At 69.1% G+C, this 19,027-nt stretch carries 19 protein-coding genes; 6 read left to right on the forward strand and 13 right to left on the reverse strand.

Annotation, left to right across the window (positions count from 1 at the left end; genetic code table 11):
- Window positions 1–15 precede the first annotated feature (15 nt).
- Together N5D62_RS17630 and N5D62_RS17635 are read right to left on the reverse strand one after the other, a co-directional pair.
- Window positions 16–969, reverse strand: a complete 954-nt coding sequence (locus tag N5D62_RS17630) for an MBL fold metallo-hydrolase (RefSeq protein WP_279759173.1) — start codon at window positions 967–969, stop codon at window positions 16–18.
- Window positions 970–985: 16 nt separating this feature from the next.
- Window positions 986–2,680: a long-chain-fatty-acid--CoA ligase gene (locus N5D62_RS17635; RefSeq protein ID WP_279759247.1), complete on the reverse strand. Its 1,695-nt coding sequence runs from the start codon at window positions 2,678–2,680 to the stop codon at window positions 986–988.
- Between the two features lie 260 nt (window positions 2,681–2,940).
- Here N5D62_RS17635 and N5D62_RS17640 point away from each other — a divergent pair, with 260 nt between their 5' ends.
- Window positions 2,941–3,834 (forward strand): alpha/beta fold hydrolase, encoded by an 894-nt coding sequence (locus N5D62_RS17640; RefSeq protein ID WP_279759174.1) that lies wholly within the window; start codon window positions 2,941–2,943, stop codon window positions 3,832–3,834.
- 69 nt (window positions 3,835–3,903) lie between these two features.
- Here the strand turns inward: N5D62_RS17640 and hppD are convergent, their stop codons facing one another.
- Complete coding sequence (gene hppD, locus N5D62_RS17645; protein ID WP_279759175.1) at window positions 3,904–5,028, reverse strand: 4-hydroxyphenylpyruvate dioxygenase; 1,125 nt, start codon at window positions 5,026–5,028, stop codon at window positions 3,904–3,906.
- Window positions 5,029–5,168: 140 nt separating this feature from the next.
- Between hppD and N5D62_RS17650 the strand changes: the two genes are divergently transcribed.
- Window positions 5,169–5,651 (forward strand): Lrp/AsnC family transcriptional regulator, encoded by a 483-nt coding sequence (locus N5D62_RS17650; RefSeq protein ID WP_279759176.1) that lies wholly within the window; start codon window positions 5,169–5,171, stop codon window positions 5,649–5,651.
- Here N5D62_RS17650 and N5D62_RS17655 read toward each other — a convergent pair whose 3' ends face one another.
- From N5D62_RS17655 to fusA, 6 genes are all read right to left on the reverse strand, one after another.
- On the reverse strand, window positions 5,652–6,263 hold the full coding sequence (locus tag N5D62_RS17655) for a methyltransferase domain-containing protein (protein WP_279759177.1): 612 nt from the start codon (window positions 6,261–6,263) through the stop codon (window positions 5,652–5,654). It abuts the gene before it with no gap.
- Window positions 6,264–6,321: 58 nt separating this feature from the next.
- Window positions 6,322–7,227: an HDOD domain-containing protein gene (locus N5D62_RS17660; protein ID WP_279759178.1), complete on the reverse strand. Its 906-nt coding sequence runs from the start codon at window positions 7,225–7,227 to the stop codon at window positions 6,322–6,324.
- A 114-nt stretch (window positions 7,228–7,341) separates the two neighbouring features.
- Window positions 7,342–7,593 carry a hypothetical protein gene (locus N5D62_RS17665; protein WP_279759179.1) on the reverse strand — a complete coding sequence of 84 codons (252 nt, stop codon included), beginning with the start codon at window positions 7,591–7,593 and terminating at the stop codon, window positions 7,342–7,344.
- 66 nt (window positions 7,594–7,659) lie between these two features.
- Complete coding sequence (locus N5D62_RS17670; protein WP_279759180.1) at window positions 7,660–7,845, reverse strand: hypothetical protein; 186 nt, start codon at window positions 7,843–7,845, stop codon at window positions 7,660–7,662.
- Window positions 7,846–8,163: 318 nt separating this feature from the next.
- Window positions 8,164–8,751 carry a hypothetical protein gene (locus N5D62_RS17675; protein WP_279759181.1) on the reverse strand — a complete coding sequence of 196 codons (588 nt, stop codon included), beginning with the start codon at window positions 8,749–8,751 and terminating at the stop codon, window positions 8,164–8,166.
- A gap of 132 nt (window positions 8,752–8,883) precedes the next feature.
- On the reverse strand, window positions 8,884–11,013 hold the full coding sequence (gene fusA, locus N5D62_RS17680; RefSeq protein WP_279759182.1) for an elongation factor G: 2,130 nt from the start codon (window positions 11,011–11,013) through the stop codon (window positions 8,884–8,886).
- A 221-nt stretch (window positions 11,014–11,234) separates the two neighbouring features.
- Here fusA and N5D62_RS17685 point away from each other — a divergent pair, with 221 nt between their 5' ends.
- On the forward strand, window positions 11,235–12,407 hold the full coding sequence (locus N5D62_RS17685) for a PQQ-dependent sugar dehydrogenase (protein WP_279759184.1): 1,173 nt from the start codon (window positions 11,235–11,237) through the stop codon (window positions 12,405–12,407).
- Between the two features lie 145 nt (window positions 12,408–12,552).
- Here the strand turns inward: N5D62_RS17685 and N5D62_RS17690 are convergent, their stop codons facing one another.
- From N5D62_RS17690 to N5D62_RS17700, 3 genes are all read right to left on the reverse strand, one after another.
- The gene (locus N5D62_RS17690; RefSeq protein WP_279759185.1) at window positions 12,553–13,062 is read right to left on the reverse strand and encodes a GNAT family N-acetyltransferase; all 510 of its coding nucleotides are present in this window, start codon (window positions 13,060–13,062) and stop codon (window positions 12,553–12,555) included.
- 10 nt (window positions 13,063–13,072) lie between these two features.
- A complete protein-coding gene (locus N5D62_RS17695; RefSeq protein WP_279759186.1) occupies window positions 13,073–13,705 on the reverse strand; it encodes a GNAT family N-acetyltransferase in 633 nt (210 codons plus the stop codon).
- A gap of 149 nt (window positions 13,706–13,854) precedes the next feature.
- A complete protein-coding gene (locus N5D62_RS17700) occupies window positions 13,855–15,036 on the reverse strand; it encodes a GGDEF domain-containing protein (protein WP_279759187.1) in 1,182 nt (393 codons plus the stop codon).
- 130 nt (window positions 15,037–15,166) lie between these two features.
- Between N5D62_RS17700 and N5D62_RS17705 the strand changes: the two genes are divergently transcribed.
- Window positions 15,167–16,258, forward strand: coding sequence for a beta-propeller fold lactonase family protein (locus N5D62_RS17705; protein WP_279759188.1), 1,092 nt, complete (start codon window positions 15,167–15,169; stop codon window positions 16,256–16,258).
- Between the two features lie 63 nt (window positions 16,259–16,321).
- On the opposite strand, the gene ftrA is transcribed toward N5D62_RS17705, so the two are convergent.
- Window positions 16,322–17,338: a transcriptional regulator FtrA gene (ftrA, locus tag N5D62_RS17710; RefSeq protein ID WP_279759189.1), complete on the reverse strand. Its 1,017-nt coding sequence runs from the start codon at window positions 17,336–17,338 to the stop codon at window positions 16,322–16,324.
- 101 nt (window positions 17,339–17,439) lie between these two features.
- Here ftrA and N5D62_RS17715 point away from each other — a divergent pair, with 101 nt between their 5' ends.
- Window positions 17,440–17,850: a rhodanese-like domain-containing protein gene (locus tag N5D62_RS17715; protein WP_279759190.1), complete on the forward strand. Its 411-nt coding sequence runs from the start codon at window positions 17,440–17,442 to the stop codon at window positions 17,848–17,850.
- A gap of 282 nt (window positions 17,851–18,132) precedes the next feature.
- Window positions 18,133–19,020: an Abi family protein gene (locus N5D62_RS17720; protein WP_279759191.1), complete on the forward strand. Its 888-nt coding sequence runs from the start codon at window positions 18,133–18,135 to the stop codon at window positions 19,018–19,020.
- The last annotated feature ends 7 nt before the right edge of the window (window positions 19,021–19,027 follow it).

Genomic DNA, 19,027 nt, shown 5'->3' on the forward strand with positions numbered 1-19,027 from the left:
TGGGATTTCAATATCTCAGCGGACGACGCTTGCGATTTCTGAATCCCCGTCATGGGATTCGCCGATCTCGCGCAGCGAGCCGGACTTCAGCAACTCGTTGATAAGTTGGTCCGCCCAAGCCTCGAGCGAGGTGGCCTCGACGAAACGCTCCCAGGTGCTGATCAGGATCGGCGTTGCCATCAGCCATGCCTCCAGCGTCCGGCGAGAACAGCGCCGAACCTCGAGCATATGGAACACCGTGAGCGCCTTTGCGGCGCTCGTGGCGTGGCGGACCGGCTCTCGCCGGAAGTAATCGAGACGCCCCCGTGCCGTGACGAGCGCAGTCTCAACGTCCAGGAACGGCGAGCCGTGTCCCGGAATGACGAGCGCCGGCTGCAACGCTTCGATCAGATTCAACGTCGCCTCGACCTCATCGAACGCCTGGTCGCCATCGAGCTCTGGAAAGACGATGCCGAAGCCGCGCTCCCACAGCGCGTCGGCCGAGATCAGCGTTCGGCTGTTCCGTTCGAAGAGCATGACCGAATGCGGATCATGGCCAGGCGCCGCATGGATCTCCCAATTGAGCCCGGCTTGCCGCAAGACGTCGCCGGGAATCAGACGAGAGGCTGGGACAAAACGCGGGCACTGCTGCCCCGTTGCGCGGTAGCTCAGCACGGCCTCGTCCCAACGCGCGATCGCATCGAATTCGCCCGGGGGAATCGCGATCGGACAACCGTACGCTTCCGACAGGGCCGCGTTTCCCCCGCAATGATCCGAATGGAGATGGGTATTCGCCAGCAAGCGAATCGTCTCGCCCGGATGAAGCGCATTGGCCACCAGCGCGAGCGTTTGCTCGACATGGCTCGCATAGCCGCTGTCGACCAGCACAGCCCCTTCCGCGGGCGAGCTGCCATGGAGCAGGATGTTGTTTGAGGACAGCCATCCCCGCTCGAAAACCTGCACGCCTGCCGGCAGCGTGGAATCGCGCATCACCTGAACGCTGAAGTTACTGTCGCAGCTCCCGGCGCAGGATCTTGCCGACATTCGTCTTCGGCAATTCATCGCGGAATTCGATGTACTTCGGGCGCTTGTAGCCAGTCAATTGTTTGTGGCAATAACTCGAAAGATCTTCTTCCGCGAGGGCGGGATCCTTCTTGATCACGAACAGTTTGACCGCCTCGCCCGAATGCTGATCGGGCACGCCGATCGCGGCGCACTCCAGCACGCCGGGATGCAGGTTGACCAGTTGCTCGATCTCCGTCGGATAGACATTGAAGCCGCTGACCAGGATCATGTCCTTCTTGCGATCGACGATGCGGGTGAAGCCGTCGGTGTCCATCACGCCAATATCGCCGGTCTTGAAGAATCCATCCGGTCCGATCGCCTGCGCCGTCTCGTCGGGACGATTCCAGTAACCCGCCATCACCTGGGGCCCGCGGATGCAGATCTCCCCACGCTCGCCAAGCGGCACGTCGTTGCCGGCGTCGTCCCGGATCGCGATCTCGGTATTGGGCACCGGCAGGCCGATCGATCCATTGAATTGGTCGAGATCCAGTCGATTGACCGTGGCGACCGGTGCCGTTTCCGACAAGCCATAACCTTCCACCACCGGGCATCCGGTGATGCGGGCCCACTTCTCGGCCGTGGCTTGCTGGACCGCCATGCCGCCGCCGTTGGAGATCACCAGCTCGCTGAAATCGAGTTTCGCGAACGCCGGATCGTTGGCCAAGGCATTGAACAGCGTATTCACGGCGGGGAACATGTTCACGCGGTAATTGCGCAGCGTGGCAATCAGGCCGGGGATATCGCGGGGATTGGGAATCAGCAGATTCATGATCCCCATCCGGGCGCCGAGCATGTAGCAGGCCGTCAGCGCGAAGATGTGATACAGCGGGAGCGCGCAGACGATGGTCAGCGGCTTGTCGCCCAGCTTGTTGAGCATCGGCGAGAACCAGGCCTCGCTCTGCAGGATATTGGCGACGACATTCCGATGCAGCAGCGTCGCGCCCTTGGACAGGCCCGTTGTCCCGCCGGTGTACTGCAGGAAGGCCGGATCGTCGGCCCCGACCTGCACCGGTTTGAGCGACAGCTGCGCACCTTCCGCCAGCACCTTGTTGAAGCGCGAGACGGTGCGCCCGCCCGTCAGTGGCAGGCGGAACTCCGGCACCATCTTCTTGACGTGGCGGACCGCGAAGTTGATCAGCGGCCCGCGCCACCATCCCAGCATGTCCCCGAGGCCTGTCAGCACCACATGCTTGACCTGGGTCCGGTCGATGACCTCCGACAGCGTCTTCGCGAAGTTCTCGAGCACGACGATCGCTTCGGCGCCGGAGTCCTTCAGCTGATGCTCGAGCTCGCGCGGCGTGTACAGCGGGTTCACGTTCACGACGACGAAACCCGCGCGCAGGATGGCGGCGATCGTCACCATGTACTGCAGCACGTTGGGCATCATGATCGCGACGCGGGCACCGCGTGCCAGTCCGCGCTGCTGCAGCCAGGCACCCAGCGCCTTCGACAGCTCGTCGACCTGCGCGAAGCTCAGGCGCTGGTCCATGCAGGCGGCTGCGTCGCGCCGCGCATGCTTGCGGAAGGCCTCCTCCAGCAGGGCGACCAACGAGGGATAGACATCGACGGAGATCTCGGCGGGCACGCCCGGGGGATAGTTCTTCAGCCAGGGCTTGGCGGCGTACGGTGCAGTCATGTCTCCTCGTCGCGTTCTTGATGTAGGGGAAGGGGCCGAGCCCCTGGAGGAACTGTCGATGCTGGCCGCTGATGCGACGCCGTCGTAGCGGGGATGCCCTAGGCGGCGCGTCACGTGAGGGACAAGCGCAGGCCCGCCTGGATCCGAGGGCCCGCGACGCGCAGGAATTTCCGAAACCGCGAGCCCGCGGACCCGCGCCCTACACTCGACGATTTGATCGGGGAGCCCGGATGAACGGCAGGCTGCAACGCCTCACCTTCTTGTTTCGTTGGATCGGCGGGCCGCTGTTGGCGGCGTTGGCCGCATGGCATTGGGCTCCCTGGATCGGCGTCGCCGTGCTCGCGCTGTTCGTCCTCGCGCCGCCGCTGGTGATGCTCCCGCACTTCCTGGCCTTGCGTTTCGTGCCGCCGGCGCCAGGACTGCCAGTCGCTCCCATGGGGGACCTCCTGCAGGCGTGGTGGCGGGAGGTCGTGTCGGTGACGCGTGTCTTCGGCTGGCAGCAGCCCTGGGCCGAACACCAGGAGCCGGACTTCATTCCCGATGCCGCGCAGGCGCGCGGCCGCCGCGGCATCGTGTTCCTCCACGGCTACAACTGCAATCGCGGGATGTGGAACCGCTGGATGGGGCCGCTGCGCGCGCGGGGCGTCCCGTTCATCGCGGTGACGCAGGAACCGGCCTTCGGCTCCATCGAACGCTACGTCCCCCAGATCGACGCGGCGATGCGAACCCTGCAGGAGCGCACCGGACTGCCGCCGCTGATCGTGGCCCACAGCATGGGGGGTTTGAGCGCGCGGGCCTGGTGGCGCAGCACCGGCCACGACTTCGGGCGCATCCACCGCATCCTGACCTTGGGAACGCCGCACCACGGCACGCTGCTGGCCAAGCTCGGCACGACCGAGAACGCCCGGCAGATGCGGGGCGATTCCGAATGGCTGAACCAGCTCGCCCGCGAGGAGCCGGCGCAACTGGCCGGCCACTTCGACTGCCTGTACGGGCACTGCGACCAGATCGTCTTCCCGGCGGAAACGGCCGTCCTGCCGGGGGCCCGTGTCCTGCACCTCCCGGCGCGGGGACACCTGCAGCTCGTGTTCGAGCCGCAGGCCTTCCAACGGGCGCTCGCGTTGCTCGAGGACCCCACCGCGCGGGTGGGCTGAGTCAGCGCGAGTTCAGGTTGCCAGGCATGGCCAGGCATGGCCCGGCGATGCCTGCGCAGATCTGAGGTTTCAGGCGTCGGCCTTCAGCACGCCGCGGCGGATCTGGTCGAGCTCGATGCTCTCGAACAGCGCCTTGAAGTTGCCTTCGCCGAAGCCTTCGTTGCCCTTGCGCTGGATGATCTCGAAGAAGATCGGGCCGATCACTTCCTTCGTGAAGATCTGCAGCAGCAGCTCGTGCGGCGCGCCCTGGTGCGCGGCGCCGTCGATCAGGATGCGCAGGCGGCGCAGCTCGTCCAGGTTCTCGTTGTGCTCGGGCAGGCGCTTGGCGACCAGGTCGTAGTAGGTGTCGATCGTGTCCTGGAAGACGACGCCGGTGTCCTTCATCCCCTCGACGGTGCCGTAGATGTCGTCGGTGCCCAGCGCGACGTGCTGGATGCCTTCGCCGTGGTACAGGTCCAGGTACTCGGCGATCTGGCTCTTGTCGTCGCTGCTCTCGTTGATCGGGATGCGGATCTTGCCGCAGGGGCTGGTCATCGCCTTGGACTTCAGGCCGGTCAGCTTGCCCTCGATGTCGAAATAGCGGACTTCGCGGAAGTTGAACAGGCGCTCGTAGAACTCGGCCCATTCCTTCATGCGGCCGCGGAACACGTTGTGGGTCAGGTGATCGATGTAGGTCAGGCCATGGCCCTTCGGCGTCGACTGCACGGGCTTGCCGTCGGCGTCCAGCAGCGGGACGAAGTCCACGTCGTAGATGCTGATGTTGCCGATCTCGCCCGGCGCCGCGCCGTTCTTGCCTTGCCAGCGGTCGACGAAGTAGATCAGCGAGTCGCCGATGCCCTTGATCGCCGGGATGTTCAGCTCCATCGGGCCGGCCTTGTTGTCGAAGCCCCAGGCGCCGAGTTCCAGCGCGCGCTGGTAGGCGAAGGCCGCGTCCTTGACGCGGAAGGCGATCGCGCAGATCGACGGGCCGTGCAGCCGCGCGAAGCGCTGCGCGAAGGCGTCCTGCTCGGCGTTGATGATGAAGTTGACGTCGCCCTGGCGATACAGGGTCACGTTCTTGTGGCGATGGCGCGCGACGGCGACGAAGCCCATCGAGGTGAACAGCGCGCCGAGCGCGGCGGGATCGGGGGCGGCGAACTCGATGAACTCGAAGCCGTCGGTGCCCATCGGGTTGTCCCAGGGAGTGAATGCCATGCGGTGTCTCCGGTGCCCCCGGTCAAGGGGATCTGGTCAGAAATGCGATGGCGCCACTGTAGGGGGAGGGGGGCGCAGGAAACCTGCGATCAGGGGCGTCTCGAAGTGGGATGGCGCAGGAATCCTGCAAGAATCCGTCGATGGACAAGCAGATCGAGCTCGATGCGATCGACCGGCGCATCCTCCACGCCCTTCAGGCGGATGGACGGATCACGTACGACGCCTTGGCGGCGCAGGTGAACCTGTCGTCGTCGGCGGTGTTGCGCCGGGTCCGCCGGCTGGAGGAGGGGGGCGTGATCACCGCCTACGTCGCCCTGGTGAATCCCGAACGGGTGGGACTGGGGCTGACGGCCTACATCAACGTCCGGCTCGAGAAACACACCGAGAGCCACAAGCGCACGCCGATGGACCTGTTCCGGGCGGCGGTCCAGACCTGGCCCGAAGTGGTGGAGTGCTCGGCGCTGACGGGGGAGATGGACTACCTGCTGCGCGTCCTCGTCGAGGACATGAGCCACTACGCGCGCTTCATCAGCGACACGCTGCTGCGCCACCCCAGCGTGCAGGACTGCAAGACCAGCTTCGTGCTGGACCGGCTCAAGAACACGACCGCCTTGCCGGTGTGATCAGCGGCGCTCGAGCACGACCGCCAGTTCGAACCATCCCCGTTCGTGGGGACGCTGGGGGTAAGGCGGCGCGGGCCACTTCCACAGCGCGAGCGGGAACAGCGCCCGCATCGCGTTGATGTCGCAGTGGTAGGGCGGGCCGATGACCTGACCGTGCTCGGACTCCTCGCGGCTGGCCTGCATGAACAGCGCCAGCAGGCGGCCGCCGGGCTTCAGCCAGCGCTGCAGCTGCTCGGCGTAGGTCGTCCATTGGTCGGGGTGCAGCGCGCACAGGCAGGTCTGCTCATAGACCAGGTCCAGCGGGTGGTCGGGGCGCCAGGCCAGCACGTCGGCCTGCTCGACGCGACCTGGCAGCTGCGCCTCCTTGAGCTTGGCCCGCGCGATCTCGACCGCCGTCGGCGTGTAGTCCAGGCCGGTGACGTCGAGCCCCGCGGCTGCCAGCACGGCCAGCTCGTGGCCGCGGCCGCAGCCGGGCACGGCGATGCGGGCGCCCTTGGCCAGCAGGCCTTCGTCGAGCCAGGCGGCCAGTTGCGGATGGGGACCGCCGCGGTCCCAGCCGGTCTGTCCGGTGTCGAAGCGTTCCTGCCAGAACGCGCGATCGGGGCCTGCCATGTCGTCTCCTCGCGCGTGTCGCGCTGTTCGAAGACGCGCAGCCTACCGCGACCGGCGTTCAGACGACGCCGTCGACCTCGTGCACCAGCTTGAGCGTGTGGGCGGGGGACAGGCTCAGCAGTTCCCCGATGTCGATCAGGTCGTCGGGCACGGCGGGGTTCTCCCAGCTCAGCGCGGTGTGCCGGGCCAGGCGCACGGCCAGCGTGACGCTGCGGACCTGCGGGTCGTGGCCCTTCTTGTCGTCGACGATGTGGGCGAGCAGTTCCGGCAGATGCCAGCTGCGCATCAGCGCCTGCTCCAGGTCGCCGAGCTCCACGCCCAGCACCGCGCGCTGCGCGGCCACGCTGCGCAGCGTCGGATCGGCCTGCTGGCGGCGCTCGATCTCGAGCGCCAGGTCGGGCGCCTCGCACCACAGCAGCATCTCGGAGAAATCGTGCAGCAGCGCGGCGCTGTGGATGACGGCGGCATCCGGATCGACCCGGTGCGCGGCGAAGCCGAGCGCGAAGCGCGCGGCGCGCTCGGCGCGGTGCAGCACCCGCTGCACGCCGGCGAGCGCCTCGGGCCGCGAGGCCAGGCGCTGCTCGACCGTCGGCTGCTCGCCGAAGGCCTTGAAGAAGGGGGTGATGCCCATCAGCACCAGCGCGGCGGTGACCGTCTCGGTGTCGGTCAGCAGCCGGCTGGAGCGCTGCGACGCGGCATGCGCCAACAGCTTGAGCGTCATCAGCGGATCCTTGCTCAGGATCTCGCCGAGGAGGTGCGCGTCGACCGCGTCCTCATTCGCGCGCCAGAGTTCCAGCTGCTCGGCCGTGCTGGCCAGCACCGGGATCTCCATCGCGCGGAAGTGCGCGGTCCACGCCGCCAGGTCCCGCAACGGCCGCGTCAGCGGCTGGAACGGCGGGGGAACCGGCGGATTCCCCTCGTTCCCGGACGGGGCAGAGGCAGCGGGCGGAACGCTCTGGGTCATGAAGCGAGGTCGCCGCGCGGGCGGCGATACACGGTGATCGTTCATCGTATATCGGCTCGGCGCCCGCGAGCTTGATCCCCACCGCGGCCACCAGGACCGCCAGCCAGACCGGCATCACAGCCGTTGCACACCCGCAAGGGTGCCTCGCAGTTGGCCGTCGATGTAGATCCGGCCGCTGCCATCGGCATCGGCGTGGAACTCCAGCCCGGCGGCCGGTTCATCGCGACGCGCCGCCGGAGCGACGCGCCACGCCCAGCTGATCAGGCGCCCGCCGGCGCCGAGCAGCAGGATCGCCAGCCAGCTGCGAACGCTGTGCTGGGCGGCCAGGCCATGCATGCGGCCCGGCATCAAGGTGATCTCTTGCATTTCTAGTCTCCCTGGGCGGCCTGCGCCGGACCGGGAAGACATCCCGGTCCGTCGGAGGCGGCCCGTTCAAGGGCTGAAGTCGTCGTGCCGCTGAAGCGCACGCTTCAGCGCTTGTCGTTCCTGCTGGCGGCGGGCGCCGGCGGAGGGGCCGTGGCGGCCCGCGGAACGACCGTGGCTCAGGGCCACGAAGGGATTGCGCGGCTTGCGTGGTGTCAAGGCCAGACGCGGACGGGGAGTGATGAACTGGGCCATGGCAGCCTCCTGTGATGACGGACGGGAACGGGTTGGTGGGCGGGAGCGCCGCGGACCCGGGGCAGGCGCGAGGCGCGTGCGGCGGCGGGGGCTCCAAAGTTGCGCAGATGATAAACATCTGATTATCAAGCGCAAGCGGTTTTTATCTGGCGTTGTCCCTCGGCGACGGGACGGCCGCGGGCATGCCCCTTCCCGAACGCGCGTAAATGCGCCGCGCCGCGCTCAAGGCGCGGCGACGGGTTCAGGGGAAGGGGGAGTTCGCAGCCAGCGCCTCGGCACTGGCTCGTCAGCCGCGGGCTGGCGTCGGTCAGCGCGATGTCAGCGCTTCTTGCCTTTGAGCGGCGCGATGCTCTGCTGCAGCTTGCGCCACTCGTCGACCTCGGAGGTCGCCGGCGCGGCGGCCTTCGGCGCGGGCGCCGGCGGGGCGTCCGCCGCGGGCGGGGTCAGCACCTCGCCGAGCAGGTCCAGCAGGCGCGTGCGCGCGCGTTGCGGATGGCGGCGGTAGTAGGTCAGCACCAGGCCGATGATGAAGCGCTCGTCGTCATCCTGGGGCAGGCTGGGCGAGGACTCGGCGGCCGGGCGGCTCGCGCTTGATAAAGCCGCGTTGCCCTGGCCGGCGCCGACGGGCGACGCGCCGGGCGCGCCGTGGTCCTGGTCCATCCAGCCGTTGGGCTTGTGGCTGAGCTGTTCGAACTGGCGGGCCAGCCGTTCGCCGATCTGGCGCGACCGGCTCTTGATCTGGCTCCAATAGCTGGGCTGGATCTGGAGGCGCTCGGCGAAACGGCGCTCCAGGCCGCGCAACGCGGCGGCATCGGGATGTTTGATCGTCGCGGCGACAAACTCGTCGAACAGGCGCATCGCGTTGTCCAGGCGGATCTGCGCGACGTCGCGGGGGGCGGAACACATCCCTCCATGATAAAGCTTCGTTCACAAACGCCCGGCCCACCCACCCCGGGGCCGGCCCCTGTCCATCGTGGTGGTAGCGCTACGGTGCCGCCGCCGTCCCCCGAAATCGGTCCGCGCTCCCCCTGCCGGAGGTCACTCCTCCTCCTTCAGGTGGTAACCGGCGGCGAGCTGGGCCTGGGTGTTGGGGGGCACCGGCTCGTAATGGGACAGCACCATCGTGTAGCGCCCCTGGCCGCTGGTCATCGCGTTGAGGCGGTTCTGGTAGGCGCTCAGCTCCGCCAGCGGCGCCAGTCCCTCCACGTTGATCTGCCCCGGCACGCTGCTGCGGGTGCCGAGCACCTGGCCCCGGCGCGACGCCAGGTCGCCGGTGATGTCGCCGGTCGCGCTTTGCGGCGCATTGATCTCGACCTGCACGATCGGCTCCAGTACCACCGGCCGGGCCTCCCGCACCGCGGCGATCAGCGCCTTCTTGCCCGCGGTGATGAAGGCGACTTCCTTCGAGTCCACCGAATGGTGCTTGCCGTCGAAGACCGTCACCCGCAGGTCCACCACCGGATACCCGGCGACGACGCCCAAGGCCAGCGCCTGGCGCACGCCCTTCTCGACCGCCGGCATGAACTGGCCGGGGATTGCGCCGCCCTTGACCTCGTCCCGGAACTCGAAACCCGCGCCGCGCTCCAGCGGCTCGATGCGCAGCCACACCTCGCCGAACTGGCCGGCGCCGCCGGTCTGCTTCTTGTGGCGGCAATGGCCCTCGGCCTTCGCCGAGATCGTCTCGCGGTACGCGATCCGGGGCGGCTGGGTCTGGACGTCGAACTTGTAGGTCTCCTTGAGCCGCTCCAGCAGCACGCGCAGGTGCAGCTCGCCGAGCCCGTAGATCAGCGTCTCGCCGCCCTGCGGGCCGAGCCCTTCCTGCTCCCCGCCGCGTTCCAGGCGCAGGCAGGGGTCTTCCTCGACCAGGCGCGACAGCACCTCCCACAGCCGCTGCTCGTCGCCATGGCGCGACGGGCGCACCGCGATGCCGTGCACCGGCGTCGGCAGCGCGATCGGCGCCAGGTGCAGGTGCTCGTCCTCCTGCGCGTCATGCAGCACCGCGTCGAAGTGCAGCTCCTCGAGCTTGGCCAGCGCGCACAGGTCACCGGGCAGCGCCTGCTCGATCTCGACGTGCTCCTTGCCCTGCAGCATGAACAGATGCGCGACCCGCACCGCCTTGCGGGCGTGGCCGACGAACAGCTGCGCGTTCTTCTTCAGCGTGCCCTGGTGCACCCGCAGCATCGCCAGCTTGCCGAGGTAGGGATCGGACTGGATCTTGAAGACATGCGCGACCACGTGCTGCGCCGGATCCATCGCGACCAGCAGCGGCTCGGCGGCATCGCCCTCGCGGCGCAGGAACTGCGGCGGGTTGGCCTCGTAGGGGTTGGGCAGCAGCTTCTCGATGACGTCGAGCAGCTCGGCCACGCCGGCGCCGGTGCGGGCGGAGACGAAACAGACGGGGATCAGGTGGCCTTCGCGGAAGGCCTGCTCCAGCGGCGCGTGCAGCTCGGTGGCGGGCACGTCGCCGTCGTTGAGGTAGCGGTCGACGAAGTCGGGATCGACCTCCACCACCTGCTCGACCAGCGCGCGATGCGCCGCCTCGACCGAGCCGAAGTCCGTCTCGCCGCTGCAGCCGAAGAAGCAGTCCTGCACGCGCGCGCCGCCGGCGGCGGGCAGGTTCAGCGGCAGGCATTCGCGGCCGAAGGCCTCCTGCAGCTGGCCCAGCAGCGCCTGCGCGTCGACGCCGGGCGCGTCGATCTTGTTCACGACGATCAGCCGCGTCAGCCCGCGGCCGGCGGCCGCGTCCATCATCCGCTTGACCATCAGTTCCAGGCCGGTCTGCGCGTTGACGACTACCGCGACCGACTCCACCGCCTCCAGCGCCGGCAGCGCCTGGCCGATGAAATCGGGCGCGCCGGGCGTGTCGAGCAGGTGGATCCGCAGCCCGTCATGCTGCATGTGCATCAGCGAGGTCTGCAGCGAATGCTGCATCCGTTTCTCGAGCGGGTCGTGGTCGCTGGTGGTGCTGCCTTTCTCGACGGCGCCGGCGTTCTTGATCGCGCCGGATTTCAGCAGCAGGGCCTCGGCCAGCGAGGTCTTGCCGGCGCCGGCCGGACCGGCCAGCGCCAGGGTGCGGATCGCCGCGATGCCGGCATGCTGGGGCACCGCGGCGCCCGCTGGGCTGCCGGCGGACGCGCCTTCCGAGTCGGGGGAGGGACTGGGGGACATGGCTCGCTCCTCTCAGGCAAGAGTTGGACATGGGTCTGGAGCCGGACTGCGGCCAGCGTAGAGGAAGCGCCGGGCATGCACAAGCCATGGACATCGGGCGAGGCGGGGACGATTTCATCCGCTTGCATCTCCGTCCGGAGCGCGGCCTAGACTCGATGCCTTCACGCGATCTTGAGACCGGCGGGCCCGCCGGGGCCTCGACGCGCACAAGGAGAACGAAGATGAGCCTGACGGGATGGATGTCGACGCTGGCGGTCGTGGTGGCGGCCAGCGCCTGTGGTGGTGGTGGTGGCGGCGGGGGCGACGACACGGCCGCGCCGAGCCAGCCGGGCGGGGGCGCGTCGGCGCCGACGATCCAGACGCTCAACAGCGGGCTGGACCGGCCCTGGGGCGTCGCGCAGCTGCCGGACGGCCGGCTGCTGGTGACGCAGAAGGGCGGCTCGATCGTGCGGCTCTCCGCGGCGGGCAAGACCGAGGCGACGATCGCCGGCGTGCCCAAGGTGCTGGACAGCGGGCAGGGCGGCTTGCTGGGCATCGCGATCGATCCGGACTTCGCGGCCGCGGGCGGCAACTGGGTGTATTTCTCGTACGCGGAGGCGGGGACCGGCACCGAAGCGGGGAAGGCCGGCACGACGGTGGCGCGCGGGAAGCTGCAGGGTGACGCGTTGACCGACGTGCAGGTGATCTTCCGGCAGTCGCCGAAGGTGGACGGCACGGGGCACTACGGCTCGCGGCTGGTGTTCGCGCGGGACAAGACGCTCTACATCACGACGGGCGAGCGGATGAAGGGCAGCCCGTCGCAGGACCTTCAGCAGACGCTGGGCAAGGTGATCCGGGTGAATCGCGATGGCGGGATCCCGGCGGACAACCCGACCTTCGCCACCGGGGCCAAGCCGGGGATCTGGAGCTACGGGCACCGCAACATCCAGGGCGCGGCGCTGCATCCGACGACGGGCGAGCTCTGGCTGACCGAGCATGGCCCGCAGGGTGGGGACGAGGTCAACATCGCGCGCGCCGGCCAGAACTACGGCTGGCCGATCCGGAGTTATGGCTGCGAGTACGGTTCGCCGGTGGGCGATGCGTGCCGCATCGGTGGGGGCACGCATGCGCCGGCGTATGTGGAGCCGTTGACGACGTGGACGCCGATCTCGATCGCGCCGGCCGGTCTGGTGTTCTACACGGGCGCCATGTTCCCGGAGTGGCGAGGCCAGTTGATCTCGGGCTCGCTGGCGGGCACGGCGCTGTGGCGCATCGTGCTGAACGGCGACACCGTGACGGGCAAGGAGAAGATGTTCGGCGACCTGGGCGAGCGTTTCCGCGACGTGATCCAGTCCCGCGACGGCTCCCTGCTGACGGTGACGGACGGCGGCAAGTTGATGCGCATCTCCCGCTGACCGCCGCCCCCCTCCCGCACACGCGCCCCGTGGAACGCCTGGGTCGGGAGAAGCCGGGGCACCGGTATCCCCCGAAGCGAATGCCGAGCGTGCGGAGGCGCCTGAGCGGAGGGGGATACCGGTGTTCCGGCTTCGGGCGCGGTCCTCAGCCGATTCTTTTCCAGTAGAGCGCCGTCGCTTCCAACGCGCCTTGCGGGTTGGCCGCGAAGAACGGAATTTCCCCGACCCGCAGGAACCCTTGGGACTGATAGAAGGTTTCAGCGGCTGATTGGGCGGAGGTATCGAGCACGAGCAGCGTGAGCGAGGCTTCGCGCGCCGCCAGTTCGAGCGTGCGCATCAACCGCGCCGCCACCCCGCGGCGCCGTGCATCCCGGTGGACCATCAGCTTCTGCACTTCCGCGCGATGTCGCCCATTGGGTTTGCCGCAGATCGACAGCTGCACCGTCCCGAGGATGTGATCGTCCTCCCGCGCGATCCACAGCCGCTGGCGCGGCCCCAGCGCGTCGAAGACGCTTTCCCAGTATTCGCGCATCTGCGCCTCGTCGGTGTCCTCGAGGAAGCCGAGCGAGCCGCCGCCGTCGATGACGTCGAAGAAGAGTTCGCCGAGGGCGGGCATCCAATCGCGGTCGGTGCCGCGGAGTTCGATCAGTTCCATGGCGCGGGGTTTACACCAGATGCGGCAGGCGTTTCCAGTAGAGCGCCGCGGCCTGGAGCTGGCCTTCGGCGCCATGGCAGTGGTCGGGGATGTGGCCGGCGCGCTGCCAGCCGAGGTGGGCGAACACGGCTTCGGCCTGCGAGTCGGCGCAGGTCTCGAGCTGGAGCAGGTAGCGGCCTTGCGTCGCCGCCGCGCATTCCAGGCGCGACATCAGTTGGGCGGCCACGCCCCGGCTGCGTTCCTGGCTGTGCACCATCAGCCGTTGCACCTCCCCACGGTGGTGCGCGTTGGCCAGCGGGCACAGCGACAGCTGCACCGCGCCGAGCAGGCGGCCGGGGCCGTCGGACTCGCAGGCGATCCAGAGCTGGTGGTGCTGGCCGAGCCGGGCGAAGACGCCATGCCAGTAGTCCAGCGCCTGGTAGCGCGACAGCGGCGCCAGGAAGCCGAGCGTCGCGCCTTGATGGACGTTGTCGATCAGCAGCGTCGTCAGGGCGGGCAGCCATTGGAGGTCGCGGGAGCTCAGCTTGACGATCTCGATCGCGGCGCGCTGGAGGTGGGGCGCCGCGGCGCTGTCGCTGGCCTGCGGATGGAGGGCGCGAGGGGCGCGGGCGTGGATGGCCGTGGGGCTGAGGGCGACGTGCATGGGCGATGGACTCCAGGTCTTGGTCAGACGGCGTCCCGCTCGGCCGACCTCGTGGATCGTGGCGGACGGGACCTGGAAAACCCTGACGCAAACGTCATGCCAGCCCAGGGGGCGGTGATGCCCGTGCGGGCGATTGGCGCGCGCGGCGCTCAGGCCGGCACGGCGACGCTGAGTTCGGCCTCGAGTCCCGGCTCGGCGCACAGCCGGCCCTTGCCCTGGCGCTTGGCGGCGTACAGCGCCGCCTCGGCGCGGTGCAGCAGGTCCTCGATGTTGCGGTCGCCGTTGCGCAGCTTGGCCCAGCCGGCGGAGTAGCTCAGCGTGAAGCCGAGCTCGCGCGGGGCGAGCTCGAGCAGCGCGTCGCGCATGCGGCGGTCCAGCGCCGGCGGGCCGACGAGGTCGGAGCGCGCCATCATCACCGCGAAGCGCTGGCCGTCGATGCGCGCCACCACGTCGCCCAGGCGCTTCTGCTCGTCCAGGCAGCGCCCGAACAGCGCGATCGCCTGGTCGCCCTTGGCTTCGCCGTGGGTGGTGTTGATCGCCTTGCAGCCGTCCACGTCCATGACCAGCAGCATCAGCGGCTCGCTGTAGCGGCGCGCCATCGAGATCATGTCCACCGAGCGCTGCTGGAACGCGCGGCGATTGGCCAGGCCGGTGGAGGCGTCGACCTGGGTGAGGCGGCGCAGTTCGGCCTCGCTCTCGCCGCGCCAGGCGACCAGGATCGCGATCGCGGCGGCCAGCACGCAGACGTTGGCCATCACGGCGAAGGCCATGTTCAGCGGGTGCTGGGCGTCGAAGCTGGGCAGGTGGGCGGTGTCGAAGCCGGCGAGGTAGGCGCGCGCCAGGTTGAGCAGCGCGAGCAGCCCCAGGCTGACGGTGAACAGCAGCCGCCAGCGCAGGTTGCCGACGGGGCCGCGCTTGACCGGCTGCAGCAGGCAGGCGCCGAGCGCCAGCATCTGCAGCCCGATGCAGCCGTTGGACCAGGCCAGGCGCAGCGCGTAGTTGTCCCAGCCGGCGCCGTAGCCGACCATCACCAGCACCGGCATGCCGTATTGGAAGAGGCGTCCGAGCCGCCCGGGCAGCCAGCGGTCGGCGGCCATCCACAGCAGCGTCACGCTGACGCTGAGCAGGCCCAGCGCGACCGTCGAGGTCAGGCGCAGGCCTTCGGGCGGGAGCAGCAGCAGGGCCCAGCCGGCGGCCTGCGCGGCGGCGCTGAGCTGGGCGCGGCGGGCGGCGATGCTGTCGCACCAGCCCAGCAGCAGCGGCAGCAGCAACGCCAGCGCCAGGGACTGGATCAGCATCAGGCTGAACAGCGTGGGGACGTCGAAACGCATACGCGCGGCACCCGCCGGCGAGGCGGGCGTGAGCTGGTCATGACCGGGCATTGTGGCCGTGTCCGGCCCGGTCGGGGTGGGGGCTTGCGCGGTCCCGCGGCGGGCGGCGGGCACGTACAGTCGCGGGCCCATGAGTTCGACGTCCTTCGACCTGACCCCGGCCGCGACCGGGGCCGCCGCGCCGTTCGCCTACGCGGGCGGGTACGCGCCGCATTGCGGCGGCATCCATGCGCTGACGCGCGAGGTCGACGGCCGCGTGCGGGCGCGGCTCGCGGCGCCGCTGGACGGCAGCCCGACCTGGCTGCACCTGGCCGACGGCGGCCGGCGCCTGCATGCGCTGGTGGAAGACGGGCACGCGCTCGCGAGCTTCGCGGTCGATCCGGTGGACGGTGCGTTGACGCCGCTGTCTCGGCAGGCGACCGGCGGGACGTTGCCGGTGCACCTGGCCTTCGACGAGGTGGCGCGGCAGGCCTGGATCGCCCATTACGGCGACGGCAGCCTGCGTCGCGCGGCGGTCGATGACGACGGCGCGTTGCGCGCGCCGGACCTGACGATCGCGCCGAGGCCCGGACCGGCGCCGCATGCGCACATGGCGCGCCTTCATCCGTCGTGGCCGTTGATGCTCGCGAGCGACCTCGGCCAGGACCTGCTGCGCGTGTGGCGCGTCGATGGCGCGGGCGCGGCGCCGGTCGAGCTCGAAGGACTGTCGTTGCCGGCAGGGAGCGGGCCGCGGCATTTCGTCTTTCATCCACGCGACGCGGGACAGCTCTACCTGCTCGGTGAGCAGGCCAACGCGCTCGACTGGCTGGGCCTGGACGCGTCGGGACGGCTCGTCCACCGGTTGCGGCTCAGCAGCCTGCCGGCGGGGTTCGAGGGGTTGAACTACGCCTCCGACCTGCGGATCGCGCCGGACGGGTCGCGGCTGTTCGCGCTGAACCGGCTGCACGACGCGATCGCCGTCTTCGACCTCGACGCGCAGGGGCGTCCGTCCTGGCGTGGCGAGGTGTGGGCACAGGGCAGCTATCCGCGCAGCGCGACCTTGAGCCCCGATGGCCGCCAGCTGTGGGTTTGCCTGCAGCGCAGTCACCAGATCTGCGTGTTCGAGCTGGAGAGAGGCGGCGTCGGCGGCAGCGCCGGCAGTGGCGGCGCGGATGGCGGCCTCCCGCGCTTCGACGGCCAGTTCATCGCGATGCCAGGCGCGGCGTGCGTCGTCTTCCGCTGAGCGCTCGCCCGGGCGCGCGAGCGCCGCTTCAGCCGCCCCCTCCTCGATCGCGCGTTTGCCGCTTCAGCCGAACTGCCGTCGATAGCGCGACGGCGCGGGCAGGCCCAGCAGGCGGAAGTGCCGCCGCATCGACTCCGGCGAGCCAAGCCCGGCGAGATCGGCGATGGACTCGATGTCGAGGGCGTCGCGCGTCTCCAGCAGCTTCTTGGCGATGGCGACGCGCTCGCGCGTCAGCCATTCGAGCGGCGCGAGGCCGGTGGCCTCCTTGAAGCGGCGCTGCAGCGTGCGCGCGCTCATTGCGGCGCGGCCGGCCATCGACGCGACGGTGTGCGACTCGCGCGGATGGGCGCGCAGCCAGTCCTGCAGCACGGCGATGGGGCTGGCCTCGTCGGCGGGCATGGGCCTGGGCACGAACTGCGCCTGGCCGCCCTCGCGATGCGGCGACATCACCAGCCGTTGCGCCACCGCGTTGGCGACGCGCGGGCCGTGGTCGCGGCGCACCAGGTGCATCAGCATGTCGAGTCCGGCGGCCGATCCGGCCGAGGTGATCACCGTGCCCTCGTCGACGTAGAGCGCGGACGGGTCGACGGCGATCGTGGGGAACTCGCGGGCAAGGCGCTCGGCATAGCGCCAGTGCGTCGTGGCGCGCCGGCCGTCGAGCAGGCCCGCATGCGCGAGCACGAACACCCCGGAGCAGATCGTGCAGATCCGCGCGCCGCGCGCATGGGCGGCGCGCAGGGCCTTGAGCAGCGGCTCCGGCGGACGCTCGGAGGCATCGCGCCAGCCGGGGATGAAGATGGTGTCGGCGCGGCGGAGCATCGCCAGCGTGTGCGGCGCCTCGACCCGGACGCCGCCGGTGCCGCGCAGCGGTCCGGGCTCGACGGCGCAGATCGCATGGCGATACCAGTCGACGCCGAGCTCGGGGCGTTCGAGCGCGAAGAGCTCGACGGCGCAACCGAACTCGAACATGCAGAGACGGTCGTACGCGAGGATCGCGACGAGATGAGGAGACGCGGGCGTCGCCCGCTTGATGCGGGATGAAGAGCGCTTGGCGCTGACGTTGTCGGCTTGGCGAGGCATGGCGCGATGTTACCGATCATCGGCGTTCCGGCCACTCGTGCGGATGGCTTGTCGTCGCGACACTGGCGTCCATCGATCCACGACACCGAAAGGACTTCCCGATGAGCTCGCAGGTTTCCGCCATCTCCGCCGCGCCGAGCGACCAGGCGCTCGCGCACTTCGAACGGGCCTTCGCCTTCGAGACCGACTGCTGGGACGTGCACGACGCGTTCGCGCGCGGCGTGCAGGACTTCGTGCTGCTCGACGTGCGCAGCCACGCGCTTTACGAGCGCGGCCACGTGCCGGGCGCGATCAGCCTGCCGCACGGGAAGATCACGCCGGGGAAGATGGCGGCGTACCCGATGGACACGCTGTTCGTCGTCTATTGCGCGGGGCCGCACTGCAACGGCGCGCACCGCGGCGCGGTGCGGCTGGCCGGGCTGGGACGACCGGTGAAGCTGATGATCGGCGGACTGACGGGATGGGTCGACGAGGGGTTCGAGGTGGAGGAGGGCGCAGCCGTCGTGGGATGACGCGATCGCGCGCGTTGTCGATGGACACCGCGAGTCGTGCGAACACAACGAGCATCGCGGGCCTTCGTTGGAAGCCCGGCAGGTGCGTGGCACACTGCCTCGCAACATGCCCCTCACCTCTGAACCCGGCGAAAGCGCGGGACCTCACGTGGGGGGTTTCTTATTTCCGCGACGCATTGGACGCACGAACCTGTGCTCAGGCAGACCTCGATGTGTGGGCTGGTGACTCTCAAGCCACATCTGTCCGAAACCGGACAGCTGGGACGGCTGCGGTCTCGTGGGATGTCCGTCGACAACGACGAAGACGCGATTCAAGAGCTCTCTCGCTTCGGCTACTACCGACTCTCGGGGTACTACTACCCGCTTCGGAAGAGCAATCCGGAAGGCGAGCCTGGGCGGCGCGACGAGTTCGTCGAGGGCGCGTCGTTCGACCTCGTCGTGGCGCTGGCTGACTTCGACAAGCGCCTGCGACTGCTGGCCTTGGACGGCATCGAGGCGATCGAGGTCGCGGTGCGCGTCGCGATCGCACATCGAATGGGCAAGGTATCGGCCCTGGCTCACTTGAATCCGGATCTCCTGGACAGGAAGTTCACGCGAACGCGCGACGGCCATGCGGACTCTCTTCACGATGCATGGCGAGGGCGATTCGCCGATTTGTGTTCGAAGTCGAAGGAAGACTTCTGGCTTCACCACGTCGAGCGATATGGCGGTCAGATGCCGATCTGGGCTGCGATCGAGTTGTGGGACTTCGGCTTGCTATCGCGCTTCTATGAAGGTATGCAGCAACGGGACCGGGATGCCATCGCCGCGAAGTTCGTGCCGAAGCTCGAGGGGCCGACGCTCGTCAATTGGTTGAAGATGCTCAACTTCGTGAGGAACGTGGCGGCGCATCATTCGCGTCTCTGGAATCGTAATCTGCCTGATCTGGCCAAGCTGCCGCCCCTGGAGAAATGTCGGTTGCTTCAACCGCTTCACGAGAGTGAGTTTTCGCGACGGCGCATCTTCGGTGCGTTCAGCTGCCTTCGGTTGTTGCTCCGAACCATCCATCCGGCGTCCAACTGGCCGGAGCGGGTCAAGGCGCTGATCTCGACTTTCCCTCAAACCCCGTTGATCTCGATTGAATCCGCCGGCTTCAAACCGGGATGGATGAACTGCGATCTCTGGCGGTGACGTGGCG

The organism is Mitsuaria sp. GD03876, assembly GCF_029840635.1.
Taxonomy (GTDB): domain Bacteria; phylum Pseudomonadota; class Gammaproteobacteria; order Burkholderiales; family Burkholderiaceae_C; genus Roseateles.